The following is a 13,037-nucleotide window of genomic DNA, read 5'->3' as shown; positions in this document are numbered from 1 at the left end:
CTCGGTTTAATCCTGTGTTGCGTGGCGATAAAAAAATAATTAGAAAAGTGATCTAAACGCGTGTTATTTTTTTCGCGTATTCAACCTCAGCGGAATCCCCAATGAAAAAAATAATAATTTACGCGCTCGGTACGGGCGGTGATGTTGATCCTATGGTTGGGTTGGGTATTGAATTATTGCGTCGAGGTTTTGCGGTTACGTTTTTGTGTAATGACTATTTTAAACCAAGAATTCTTGCAGCCGGTTTAGAGTTTGTATCGGTTGGCACTGTTGAGCAATACGAAAAAGGGAATAGTGAGGAAGCGTGGGAGTCGCGTAATCATGTTGATAATTTTCAGTACTACCACGCCCCCGCATTTGAACCTGCGTTTGAATACGTAAAAAATCATTCCGATAAAAATACCTTAATAGTCGTTTTAGGTGAAGAGAATGGCGCTGGTGTAGCTGCCGATAAATTTGGCATTTCTTTTGTTAAATTTATTATGTCACCCAATATTGTTTTTTCTGTCTACAGCCCACCAGCGCCCATGTCGCGGGCAATTCCAAAAAAGCTTCCGCGTTTTATTGTTCGGTTTCTGCTGCGCAGAAATCGTAAAACCCGTTTTAAGGTGTTTTGCAAAATGCCACACACCGCAGATTACCGTACTACGCGTGAACGTTTGCAGTGCCCCTTAAGGTTTACAACGGATTCAAACGCGTTGCTCCAAATTGGCTTTTTCCCAGAATGGTTTGGCATGCGAGCGAAAGACTGGCCGCAGAATTTGAAGCTTGTTGGTTTTCCGTTGCAGAACCGCGCGAGCGCGAACATGCGCAGCGAGTTCGATGCGTTTATTGCCCAGCGCGGTTCGCCTATTATTTTCACCTCCGGCACCGGCGTAAAAGATGTCGCTCAGCTTTTTCAAGAAGGGCGAAAAATTTGCGAGCAGTTGAATGTACCCGGTTTGTTTGTGGGCGGCAAAAGCGGCGCAGAGTTTCTGGAAGGTTCTGAGTTGTGCGCACACATGGGTTACATAGATTTTGAATACGCCTTGTCAAAAGCCTTGGCCATTGTTCACCACGGTGGAATAGGTACGACGGCGCAGGCCATTAAAGCAGGCATTCCGCAATTAATTCGCCCCATTAAATACGACCAGCCAGATAATGCGGAGCGAATTTACAAATTGGGTTTAGGTACTTATGTAATGCCGGAGGGTTTCAAAGTAGAGCAAGTGGCGCCTATGATGAAGTCGATGCTCGAAAAAGCAAAAACCTCAAAAGCCTTACCGCACTACGCGGCAGACGTTCGCAAGAGTGCTGCAATTGTTGCGGCGGGTGATTTGATTGAGCGAGAGTTTAGAAAATTGTGGTCAGAGTAAAAATAAAAATCGACAGTAATTCAGCTTAGTGAAACTCCCAATTTAATTTTACTCTGACCTCAATTTTTTTTTGTGGATCAGTAGCAAGTGCCTTCCGGGTCAAGATAATAGGCGGCTTTTTTGCCTTTGAATGTATAAAGACCTAATAGATGGAACATCCAAGTGCCTTTGCGTTTTTTAGCAACTTCCAGAGGTTTATCAAATAAATCTTCTGCAATAAAATCGATGCTTGCTCTGTCGTAAGGTGGGGCAAACATACTTGGGCCAATTGATTCATTGACGGGATAAGAGGTAAATAAGCAACTGTTAATTTTATCGCACTTGGTCTCGTCTGCTATAACAAAAGTGATGGTGTCGCCGGCAATAAATTCGTCCGGCATTTTGTTGGTAGGTAGCGGTTCTTTAGTGGTTAAGTTAGTCACCTGAAAATCTGCGTTGGTCACTGCTGATTTCTTGGGTTGCGTATTAAATAGAACAGCAAAACTATAATTGGCCATTTCTTTTTCCTTCTTGATGGTTAGACTTTTCTTGCAGTTGTGTTTTTCTAGGCGGTTACGCTTTTCTAAAAAAATACGTCAATTAAATGCTCCGCTTGCACGGCGCAGATCCAATAAATCAGGCTCTGCTTGAATAAATTTTAACGGAAAACCGAGTTCTGTTGCTTTAGAAAGTGCTGCAACGGCTGCATCACGTTTACCTAGCAATTCATAAGCTAGACCCACCCGAAAATGAGCATAGGCATTATTGGGCGCGAGCGCAATTACGCGCTCTAACAAAGGTTCTGCGCGCGCTCCATCGCCTAGCCTTGCAGAGTAAAGTGCCATGCGCGACATCAGAGTTACATCGCCATTTCTGCGCTCTAAGAGTGGTGTTAATAATTCAACTGCTTTCCGGTACGCTTTATTAGCTTCAACCTTGCGACCAGGAATCCAGAGTAAAGCATCTGCCAAATTGGCCCACGCGAGGTGGCTATTGGGGTTGCCTTTAGTGGGCGATAATGCTGCTTCAAATGATGCGACCGCACCCACATAATCGCCTCTATTGAACAAGGCGGTGCCAAGGTTTCCATAAAGTGCTTCGCTAGAGCGAATTTGCAGCCCTTGCTGCAAAACTTGCAAGGCTTCGTCGTCGCGGTTTTGGCGAACTAGTGCCACATTGAGGCCTGCATAGGCATTGACGGCATCGGGCTGGAGTTGAATACTTAACCGGAATGCTTCTTCAGCTTTAGCGTAATTTTCTTGATCTATGTAGATACTGCCCAACATATCTGCAAAGGAACGCTCTTGAGGAAATCGTTCTAAGCCCTGCCTTGCGAGTTGAACTGCCTCGTCATAACGCTGAGCTGATCTCAGTGCATGTACTTTACCACGCCACGCAAAAATATTAGTTGGCTCAAATAAGAGGGCTTTTTCAAATGCAGCGGAAGCTTTTTCGTGCTCAGCTTTAAAGGTAAATACTCGCCCTAACGCGACATGAACCAGTGCAAGCTGAGGATTTAATTGCAACGCTTGTTGTGCGCTTGCGTTTGCTCTTTGTAGCCAAATGGGATCCTCATTGTCACTCCTATACTTGTCGCAATATACCAATGCTAAACCCGCAACCGCAGCTGCGTTTTCTGGTACATGCGAAAGAATTCTGTTAAAACTTTTTTCGGCTGCCTCCAAACTCCCGGGGCGATCATAGAATTTGAGCGCTTCCATCCCTTTTTTAAATTCCCGCGCTTGTGAATAAGGCTCCTCAGAATTTTGTTCCTCTACTACTACTTCTTCACTTTCAACCTTAGGCTGCATCTTCCATATCAACCCGCCAACCGTTCCCGCCAAAATCAAACCAAACACCGCAAAGGTTGCAATGTTATTGCGTAGGTAATTTTTAGCGCGTACAGAAAAAGGCGCAGATTTTTTCAGCAAGTGTGTTTCAAAGGTGGGGTGTTCTTGCGTTTTGCTGCGCTTGATTTGAACGCGAATGCCGGAATCGCCCGCGCCACTTAGCGCTACAGTATTGTCTTCTTCTACTTTGGTGTTGGCGAGAAACCATTGGTACAGCTTTTCGCACTGCGCGGCTACCCAGTGGGTGTTGGCAGGGCGGTTGTCCGGGTTTTTGCTGAGCAATTGCCCGAGCAGTTCCACCGCCTCTACGGGTAGATCCGGGTTGTTTTTGGTGGGTGAAATAGGTGGGTGCGAAATAATGCGCTGCATGATTTGCAGTTTGTTTTCCGCTTCGCCAAAAGGGTGTGTGCCGCACAAAAGTTGGTAAGCCAAAATGCCGAAGGAGAATAAATCACTGCGGAAATCTATGGTTTCGCCCATGGCCTGTTCGGGTGACATGGAGGCGTAACTGCCGGTTACGTGATCGGTCAGCGTCGCATTAAAGTCTTGGGATTTGGCGATACCCAAATCGGTAATTTTGGCGAGCTTGTGCTTGTTAATTAGAATGTTTTCGGCTTTTAAGTCGCGGTGAATAATGCCGGTATCGTGCGCGGTGGCCAAACCTTGGGCAATTTGGGTGAGCCATTGCATACGCAGGGTAATGGGCGCTATGTGCTCACGCAGGTGTTGCTGCAGGTTTAGGCCGTCTACGTATTCCATCACCAGTGCGAGCTGGGTTTCAGTTTCTATGTAATCGTAAATTTGAACGATATTGGGATGGTTGAGCTTGGCGAGCAGTAGTGCCTCGCGCTTGAACCGCTCGCGGTATTGGGGTTCGTACAAATCGCTGCGCAAGCATTTGATGGCAACTTGGCGATCTAACCGTGGGTCGTGCGCAAGGTAGACCAAGCCCATGCCGCCGCGCCCTAGGGTGCGGAGGATATCGTAATGCCCAATATGGGCTAGGTCTTTAGGAAGTTGCGCCAATGTGCTCATTCAATCTCAGTTGTTATTAGTTACTGCCACACGCACGTTTTACATCAGGTTTTAAGGCGAACTCAGGGTTAGGGTTTCGCCTTTGTAGATTTTAAATTTCTCACAGCCGAAGCGGATTTTGCCACCGCGCCTTTCCAACAAAATTTGTTGCCCAAGTATAGTCGGCAAACTGTCAGCTATCTGCTTGCGAAGGCGGAAAATGTAGATATTCATGTGGGTTGTGTCCAACCCCAGCTCGCTGGCGAGCACTTCGGTGTAAATCCAACCGCGACTTTTGCTATCCAGCCCTTTTTCGGCGTCCGCCGCGCGGTGGCGGGCGAGCTGCGCCAAGAGGTAATGGTGGTTGCGCACGCCGAGATCTATTTTTTGCTGACCATTCACCAATTCAAGCTGGGTGCTTTCTTCATCCAAACTCAAGTTAAAGATAAATTCCATATCGCTAAGTTGCTGGGATGCGAAGGAATGGGCTTCCGTTGGGCCAACAACTTGCGCGCGCATGAGCTGCCAATGCTGGCTGCCCAGCTGGACGAGATCACCATCATTCAGTGAGTGAGTATGGTGCTCCTGCTGGGAGTTCATGGATTCCATTTGCCACTGTTGGGTTTGGTCATCCAAATAGAGCGCAAGCTCGGGCGTGAGGCTATCGGGCAGCAAGTGGTAGCGGGTTAAGTAAATAGGCTCAGGTTTGGTGCCTTTGAGTGCATCCAATGGCCACAGCATATCGGCCGGCGGGTGAAGGTCGATCACTACAAAACCGGGGTCGTCTTGCTTGGCGAAGTGCAGGCGGTCATTCACATTCAAGGGCAGGAATTCATTGGCCGCCAGGCTTACGCCATTTACCCAGGTGCCGTTAAGGCCTAGGTTTTTAATTCGCCATTCTTTGCCGCTCCACTCAATGGCGGCGTGCAATTTGGATATGTAGGGTTTGTCGATATGGGTATCAACAGAATTCGCCAAGCGCCCAAAAGTATGGTGCGGTGCAAGGGCGACGTAGCTTTGAGTCGATGAATTAAAAATATGAGCCATAAATCGTAAGTACAGGGTTAGCGCTGAATAGTAAGTCCCTGTTTTTATCGTCCACTGAAGCCCGGCTTTTCATGTTATCTCTCGTTATGACATGTAATAGCGTGTAATGGGCAATTTATTAGTAAGCACATAGAGTGCCACAGACACGGCAAGGTTTCACCCGTTTATAGCGCTTATTGCAAGAATGGATTCTTGCTTCCCCGCTAGCGTTTATGAACGGGTGAAATCTTCGCCTTTCTGGAGCTGCACTCATGATCTCATTATTTAAAAATAATAAGTCGACCAAGCCCCTTACCAAGGCGGTATACGCTTTGGATGAGCAGCCGGGCGCTAAATGGGTTCCTCTCAATAAAAGTTTTATTACGCTCATGAGCATGGTGTTGCACACCGCTGCAGAGCGTATTGGTATTAGTCATCTCGCTGTCACATTGCGCTGCATTCACCACCAAGGCTATCGCCACCTTTTGTTGGCGGGCGATGATCTGGGGCCAACCGGGAACGCTATGGGGTTGGTCGAAGAATTTATTATCACCAACGATCATGACATTGCGCCTGCTACGCAATATTTGAATAGTGAAGAAGGTATTTCTGTTCCCATTGATTATCAGGGGCAACGCCTTGGTTATTTGCTAGCCACCATAATGACCGATGATTTTGCAGAAGAAAAAGCTGCGCAATCGCCACGTTTGATTGAATCTGAGCTGGATTTGGTGGTTGCGGAAATTAATTCCATTGTCACCCGTTACCAAACTCGCCATCGTGCAATTTTTATTTACGGTGATCAACATTATTGGATTGGCAACAGTGCCGCATTACACCAAGTTGATATGCGCATTGAGCATTTAAAAAATGTTCGCCAGCCCGTTTTAATTCGTGGCAACAAAGGAACAGGTAAGGCTATTGCAGCGCGCAGCTTGCATTGTTGCCGTCATCAAGGCATTACGCCGTTTATTGAGTCTTCCTGTAATGAATGGCAAGAGGGTGCAGCGACCAGCGTATTGCAGGCGCTTTATTCCTATGCAAAAGGCGGAACCTTGTACCTGCGCAATGTGGATACTTTGTCGCACAGCAACTTTCGTGTGTTGCAGCGCTTTTGGGCGAGGCTCAAACGCGAATACGCCACTAAGAGTGCAGAGGATTCCGTAAGCATTATTTTTTCGGTGAGCGGCAGGCAATTTCTAAAAGATTTTGAAATTGCGGCATGGTTGAAAGAAAACACGCTGGAATTGCAATTACCTGATTTGGTGGAACGCAAAGGCGATTTACGAGATTTGGTGAGCTTTTTTATTAAAGAATACAAGCTATCAGTAGACTTTGATTTTACCGAACATGCATGGCGTTTATTAGAGTCTTACAGTTGGCGCGAAAACGTAGATCAACTCAAACGAGTTATCCAAAAAGTTGCGCTGGTAGCTGACGAGCCATTAATCAGTGTGAGTTTGTTAGAGCCATTGATAAAGGAATGGTAGGAATTTTGTAAAACGCCGCGTCAGGAAGGCGCGGCGTTTTATTAGGGCTCGTATTTGAGCTGGTTATTCTGCAAGCTTCTTAATGTGTAATTCGGTTTGCGGAAAAGGAATCGTAATACCGTTTTCATCAAATGCGAGTTTGATTTTTTCATTCAACGCGAACTTCACCGCCCAATAATCATCCGCTTTAGCCCAAGGGCGAACGACAAAATTTACACTGCTTGCGGCTAATTCGCCTACTGCAACTTCTGGTGCGGGATCTTTCAGTACACGTTCTTCTTCGCTCACTACTTTCAAAATAATCTCTTTGGCCAAGCGCAAGTCGTCGCCATAGCTTACGCTGAAAATCATATCGATACGGCGCGTTTTGCGCGATGAATAATTGATAATGTTGCTGCTGTATATGGCACCGTTGGGAATGATGACTTCTTTGTTGTCGCCCGTGTGTAACTTGGTAGAGAAAATACCGATGGAGTCGATGATTCCCGATGTTCCTGCCGTCTCCACAAAATCACCCGCTTTAAAGGGGCGAAATATCAGCAACATAAAACCAGCTGCAAAGTTTTGCAGCGAGCTTTGCAAGGCTAGACCTATAGCAAGGCCTGCAGCACCAAGCATGGCAATGAGTGAGTTGGTGTTTACGCCGAGTTGATCCAGCGCAGCAACAATAATTACAACCAACAGCAATGCGCGTACAACAGAACTTAGGAAATCAATGAGGATTTTGTCGAGCTTGGTGTGCGCCAAGAGTTTGCCGATAATGCGGCTAATAATTTTGGCAATAATTTGGCCGATAACGAAAATAGTCAGCGCAACGCCAATTTTCATCATCCAAGGTACGACATGGACGTGGAAAAAGTTTAAAAGTTGGGTTTCTTCAATCATGTTTATCTCGTCGATCAGTTATTAAGTGAATCAAATTGCTAAGCGATATGGCCAGTGGTGCGCACGCGCTTGCTGCCTTTCGCTTTTTGTTGTTCATTTGCTTTAGCTTGTGCACGGGCTTTTAGGCGCAAATCAATCACGTTTTTTCCCGCCATTAAAAAGCCAACCACAATAAACGCACCGGGCGGCAATATGGCGAGAATCATACCGGGGTAGTTATCGCCTAATAAATGCAACGTCCAGTTGGCTGCTGAATCGCCAAACAATAATTGCATGTTGTTAAAAATTGCTCCTGTACCGAGAAGCTCGCGAATCGCGCCAACGCAAACCAATACCACGGTGAAGCCCAATCCCATCATAAAGCCGTCAATGGCAGACGGAATGACTTTGTTTTTGCTGGCAAAGGATTCGGCGCGCCCAAGCACGGCACAGTTAGTTACTATAAGCGGAATAAAAATTCCCAAAATTAAATAAAGCTCGTAGGTGAACGCTTTCATGAGTAATTCAATGCAGCTTACTAAAGATGCAATAATCATAACGAACGCGGGCAGACGAATCGTATCGCTAATGTGGTTGCGAATTAATGACACGGCAGTATTGGATGCGGTTAAAACCAAGAGCGTGGCCAAACCCAAGCCGAGCGCGTTCACGACGGATGCACTTACCGCAAGCAACGGGCACAACCCCAACACTTGTACCAACGCCGGGTTATTTTTCCACAAACCTTTTTCGATAATATCCTGATAGTCCGTAGACTCTTTGTTAATATTCTCGCTCATTTTATTTCTCAGTTGCTTTAGTATTCTTGCTGAATAATTCGTCGCGGTGCGAATCTACAAATTCTAAAACCTTGCGAACCTGATTTACTACCGCGCGCGGTGTAATTGTTGCGCCTGCAAATTGATCGAAATTGCCGCCATCTTTTTTAACTTTCCATCTTGAGGCTTCTGGCGCTTGCAGGGATTTTCCATTAAAGGCTAACACCCATGGCGATTTGTTTAAATCTACCTTATCGCCCAAGCCCGGTGTTTCGTGGTGATCCACAATGCGTACACCCGCGATGGAACCATCTGCATTAATACCGACCAGCATTTTAATTTCACCGCTGTAGCCGTCGGGCGCTACCGCAGGAATAATAAGCGCAACTGTGTCATCAACGCGGCGCGCTACATAAATTTCACCACCGCTTTTTAAACCTAAGCCTGCCCATGCATCTTCTGGAACTTGAATGACTTCGGTGAGAAGGTCATTGTCATGGCTGGTGCGCGGCAAGATTTCAAACAAGGCTTTTTGTTGCGCTTCACGTTCGGCTTTAGCAATGCGCTCTTTGGTGAACTCTGCTGTTAAAGCGAGTATGGCGGTTGTCACCAACGCAAATAGGCCTAGCATTAAGCTGTTCTTGCTGATGGATTTTGCGGTGTTTTTATCTGACATAACTATTTATCCGCTTTTTCTTTTTGGATAACAACACGCGCTTTTTTGTGCCCGTAGGTTCGCGGAACTGTGTAGTAATCAATAAAGGGCGCGGCAAAATTCAAAAAGAGCACAGCAAAAGCAACGCCATCTGGATAGCCTTTTCCCCAAACGCGAATCACATAAATCAAAACGCCAATTGCGGCGCCGTAAATAATTCTGCCTTTTTTGCTCACGGCAGACGTAACAGGATCTGTAACAATAAAAAACGCACCCAACATGGTTGCGCCAGATAACAAATGGAAAACGGGCGAGCCGCCACTTTGCGAACTGCCGTTGTCATAAAAAGCAGCTGCCATAATTGCGAGTGCAATCAACATTGAAATAGGTGCGTGCCAGGTAAAAACTTTACGATAGAGTAAAAATAATCCACCTATCAAGAATGCAATATTGACCCATTCCCAAGCGGCGCTAGCGAAGTATCCGTTTTTCAACAAAGGTTCTTTTTTGTAGATTTCTTCTAATGCGAGCGACGAATTTTGTTTCATTACATCCAACACAGTTGCGGATGCGTAGCCGTCAATGGGTTGCGCTAGAAAAACTTTATTGAATGCTGCGGTTAAGCTGGGGATATGAGATGCATCCAAATTCGCGGGTGTTGCCCATTGCGTCATTGGGATAGGGAAGGACACCAATAAAATAACGTAAGCCACCATGGCGGGATTAAAAGGATTTAACCCCATGCCGCCGTAAAGTTGTTTTGCCAAGACAATTGCGCAAAAACTGCCAGTAACCACCAACCACCACGGGCAATAGGGCGGTAAAGAAACGGCCAATAAAAATGCGGTGACTAAAGCGCTGTAGTCTTGCAAATAAAAACGAATATCCCGGTTGCGCAATTTCAACACAAGTGCTTCAAATGCCAAGCAACTGGCACTGGCTAAGATCACATTAAAAAATACACCCACGCCAAAAAAATACGCCAAGGTAAAAATGCCGGGTACAAGCGCGTAAATCACCAAGCGCATAATTTGCGCGGTGGATAAAGCCCCGTGGGTGTGGGGTGATGTGATGCTTAGTAAGGCCATAACAATACTTTTATAAGTCTCTTAACTTCTCTTCCACATTTACAACCGCTTTTCTAAAAGCTGCGACATTCGGATCATTTTCCGCTTCTGCTCTTGCTAAACGCGCTTTGGCTTTTTGCAGGCGAGCCTCCAAGGTTTTTATGTGGTCGGCACGTTTCTCATCATCGCTCATATTGGCTAGTGCAATGGTTCTTGCTTTGGCTCTTTCCATGGCATCTGCAACTGCATTTTGTTCTTCCAGTGTCGGTTGTTTGGGTGGAGATTTTAGGAGTTCATCCAACTCTGCTTGTACATCGGCAATTTTTTCCTGCATTTTGGCCACGCCTAGCTGCAAAGCGTTCGCAGTAGGGCTTCCTTCCGCTTTTGCTTGTTCTGCTTTCTCTTGGGCTTTTTGCAAGCGGGATTGCAGCATCTCTAAATTTGCACGCAACTTTTCTTCTGGCGACTGGTTTATTTTTGCTTGGGCGCGTGCAATAGAAGGTGGCACAAGTTCTTCAACGATTGGTTTTGTATCTCGTGCCGTTTGATTTCCCAGAAATTCAGCCAGCTTCTTTTCCGCATCCGCTAGTTTTAACTCGGCTTGCTTAATACGTGATTGTTGGCGAATGAGTTGCTCTTCGGTAATAGGGAATTCCGGGTTTTTCGGCACCAGTGGAGCGCGAGCACTTTCCAAGCTATTTTTTGCGGCGGCCAGCATACGTTCCAGTTTAGATTTTTGTTCGTCAAAACCAATATCAATATTGCTTGCTTTTACAACAGCGGCTACAACTATATTTGTAACAGCGAGGTTTTCTTCTGCTGCGTTGGTTTGCGCTGCGTTTGCTTTCTGTTTCGCCAATTTTTGTTTTGCTTCATCTGCCGCTTTTTTGCGCGCAATACGTTTGGCTTCTTTTTCGGCTTCTTCTTTGTCGATACGCGCTTGGCGGAATTCAAAGCGTTGGCGCGCGCGATCGGCTTTTTCTTTATCGGCGAGTTGTTTGCGAATGCTGCCTTTTGCGGCACGGTAATATTGAACGAGCGGAATTTTACTCGGGCACACGTATGAACAAGCGCCGCATTCAATACAATCGAAAAGATTGTGCGCTTCCAAGCGATCTGTGTCTTGTGCCTGCGCATACCAAAATAGCTGTTGCGGTAATAAGCTTGCGGGGCAGGCTTCTGCACATATGCCGCATCTTATGCATGCTTGCGCAGGTGGCGGGGGCGGTAATTCTTTTGCGCTGGGCGCGAGAATACAGTTAGTCGTTTTAATCACAGGCGCGCGCAAATCTTTTAGCGTGAAGCCCATCATAGAGCCACCCATAATGACGCGGGACGCTTTTGCGGAATCAAAACCATTGTGCTGTAAAAGATAGTCAATCGGTGTGCCGATCAATACATCCACATTGCGTTGAACCGACAGCGATTCACCAACTACTGTAGTGATACGTGAAATTAAAGGCTCGCCTAATGCAACAGCGCGCCATGCGGCCGCAGCCGTGCCTACATTTACGCAACACACACCTACATCTGCTGAATGATGGACGTGCGGAATTTCGCGGCCAGTTATTAGTTGCGTTAATTGTTTTGCGCCGCCGGATGGATATTTCGTGGGAATGCTAATAATTTCAATCGAGCGGTTTATGTCAACTTGCGCAAGCGCAGTTTGCAGCGCAGTAATGGCTTTAGGTTTGTTGTCTTCAACCGCAATCACCACGCGCTGTGGATCGTGAAGTATGTAAGCAAGCAATTGCGAGCCAAGAATAATATCCTCGGCACGCGCTTGCATAAGCATATCGTCCGCAGTGATATAGGGCTCGCACTCGGCGCCATTGATAATCAGCGTATCAATTTTTTGTGTGGATTTAACATTGAGTTTCACGGACGTGGGGAAACCAGCGCCGCCTAAACCTGCCACACCTGCGGCGCGAATTTTTTCGAGTAGTGCCAAACGATCTTGCTGATAAACATTGCTGCAGCTTTCAAACGCAATAAATTCATGTTTGCCGTCGGTATCAATAAGAATACATTCACCACTCACGCCCGATGGATGCGGTAAAGGATGCGCGCCTATCGCACTGACAATTCCCGAACTTGATGCATGAACGTTCGCGCTGAAAGTTCCATCTGCTGCGCCAACTAATTGGCCTGCCAGAACTCTATCACCGACCTTCACAACCGCTTTCGCAGGAGCGCCTATATGTTGACTCAGCGGAATAAATAATTGCGTTGGAATAGGCAAGCTACCCAAAGGCAATTGCGTGGATTGTGTTTTATTTTCCGGTGGATGAATTCCGCCGGGAAAATCAAAGAGAGAAATCGCATTTGTCATGCTGCTTTTTCTCCCTGATGCGAAGGCTGCTTTTTATCGCTCGCGATGAGTTGAATAGGTGACGGTAATTCCCATGCCCAGGTTTTCACCGTGTCTGCTAGCGGAACCATATCAATGCAATCAACGGGGCAGGGCTCTACGCATAAATCGCAACCGGTGCATTCATCAATAATGACGGTGTGCATTTGTTTTGCAGCGCCGAGAATGGCATCAACAGGGCAGGCTTGAATACATTTAGTGCAACCAATGCATTCATCCTCACGGATAAACGCCACTTTTTTTACACTGGATTCTACGCCGTGTTCTTCATCCAACGTGGGTGCTTCAACGTCTAATAAATCTGCCAAAGCATTAATGGTGGACTGACCGCCGGGTGGACATTTGTTAATGGCATCGCCATCAACAATGGCTTGCGCATAAGGTCTGCAACCGGGGTAGCCACATTGACCGCACTGCGTTTGTGGAAGGAGCTTGTCGATTTGCTCAACAAGAGGATTGCCCGTGACTTTATAACGAACTGCTGCAAAACCCAATACCGCGCCGAACACACAGGCTAAGCCAACAAGTGCAATCAATGCGGACAAAATTGGATTTTGAAGAATGAGTTCGAACATACTTTTTTGTGC

Annotated in this window: 11 protein-coding genes; 2 read left to right on the top strand and 9 right to left on the bottom strand. The window is 46.5% G+C overall.

Translation table 11 applies throughout. From position 1 onward, the window contains the following. The first annotated feature begins 101 nt into the window (after window positions 1–101). Window positions 102–1,355 carry a glycosyltransferase gene (locus U1F02_RS02125; protein ID WP_409988696.1) on the top strand — a complete coding sequence of 418 codons (1,254 nt, stop codon included), beginning with the start codon at window positions 102–104 and terminating at the stop codon, window positions 1,353–1,355. A gap of 77 nt (window positions 1,356–1,432) precedes the next feature. On the opposite strand, the gene U1F02_RS02120 is transcribed toward U1F02_RS02125, so the two are convergent. The 3 genes from U1F02_RS02120 to U1F02_RS02110 all read right to left on the bottom strand — a co-directional run bounded on the left by U1F02_RS02120 (window position 1,433) and on the right by U1F02_RS02110 (window position 5,245). Beyond that, a complete protein-coding gene (locus U1F02_RS02120; protein WP_409988695.1) occupies window positions 1,433–1,852 on the bottom strand; it encodes a hypothetical protein in 420 nt (139 codons plus the stop codon). Window positions 1,853–1,930: 78 nt separating this feature from the next. Continuing rightward, window positions 1,931–4,219, bottom strand: a complete 2,289-nt coding sequence (locus tag U1F02_RS02115; protein WP_409988694.1) for a protein kinase domain-containing protein — start codon at window positions 4,217–4,219, stop codon at window positions 1,931–1,933. Window positions 4,220–4,270: 51 nt separating this feature from the next. Then, a complete protein-coding gene (locus tag U1F02_RS02110) occupies window positions 4,271–5,245 on the bottom strand; it encodes an FHA domain-containing protein (protein ID WP_409988693.1) in 975 nt (324 codons plus the stop codon). Window positions 5,246–5,496: 251 nt separating this feature from the next. Here U1F02_RS02110 and U1F02_RS02105 point away from each other — a divergent pair, with 251 nt between their 5' ends. Continuing rightward, window positions 5,497–6,714 carry a sigma 54-interacting transcriptional regulator gene (locus U1F02_RS02105; RefSeq protein WP_409988692.1) on the top strand — a complete coding sequence of 406 codons (1,218 nt, stop codon included), beginning with the start codon at window positions 5,497–5,499 and terminating at the stop codon, window positions 6,712–6,714. A 63-nt stretch (window positions 6,715–6,777) separates the two neighbouring features. On the opposite strand, the gene U1F02_RS02100 is transcribed toward U1F02_RS02105, so the two are convergent. The 6 genes from U1F02_RS02100 to rsxB are packed head-to-tail and all read right to left on the bottom strand — an operon-like array spanning window position 6,778 to window position 13,025. Further along, window positions 6,778–7,599, bottom strand: a complete 822-nt coding sequence (locus U1F02_RS02100) for a mechanosensitive ion channel family protein (protein WP_409988691.1) — start codon at window positions 7,597–7,599, stop codon at window positions 6,778–6,780. A 38-nt stretch (window positions 7,600–7,637) separates the two neighbouring features. Continuing rightward, window positions 7,638–8,378: an electron transport complex subunit E gene (locus U1F02_RS02095; protein WP_409988690.1), complete on the bottom strand. Its 741-nt coding sequence runs from the start codon at window positions 8,376–8,378 to the stop codon at window positions 7,638–7,640. A gap of 1 nt (window position 8,379) precedes the next feature. Continuing rightward, complete coding sequence (rsxG, locus tag U1F02_RS02090) at window positions 8,380–9,033, bottom strand: electron transport complex subunit RsxG (RefSeq protein WP_409988689.1); 654 nt, start codon at window positions 9,031–9,033, stop codon at window positions 8,380–8,382. Window positions 9,034–9,035: 2 nt separating this feature from the next. Then, the gene (gene rsxD / locus U1F02_RS02085) at window positions 9,036–10,100 is read right to left on the bottom strand and encodes an electron transport complex subunit RsxD (RefSeq protein WP_409988688.1); all 1,065 of its coding nucleotides are present in this window, start codon (window positions 10,098–10,100) and stop codon (window positions 9,036–9,038) included. A 10-nt stretch (window positions 10,101–10,110) separates the two neighbouring features. Then, window positions 10,111–12,411 (bottom strand): electron transport complex subunit RsxC, encoded by a 2,301-nt coding sequence (gene rsxC, locus U1F02_RS02080; protein WP_409988687.1) that lies wholly within the window; start codon window positions 12,409–12,411, stop codon window positions 10,111–10,113. Continuing rightward, window positions 12,408–13,025 (bottom strand): electron transport complex subunit RsxB, encoded by a 618-nt coding sequence (rsxB, locus tag U1F02_RS02075; RefSeq protein WP_409988686.1) that lies wholly within the window; start codon window positions 13,023–13,025, stop codon window positions 12,408–12,410. Before rsxB ends, rsxC begins: the two co-directional genes overlap by 4 nt. Between the last annotated feature and the right edge of the window lie 12 nt (window positions 13,026–13,037).

Origin of the sequence: Cellvibrio sp. (assembly GCF_046347455.1) — a bacterium.
GTDB lineage: Bacteria > Pseudomonadota > Gammaproteobacteria > Pseudomonadales > Cellvibrionaceae > Cellvibrio.
The sequence above is the reverse complement of the archived record's forward strand: the minus strand, read 5'-3'. Positions and strand labels throughout refer to the sequence as shown.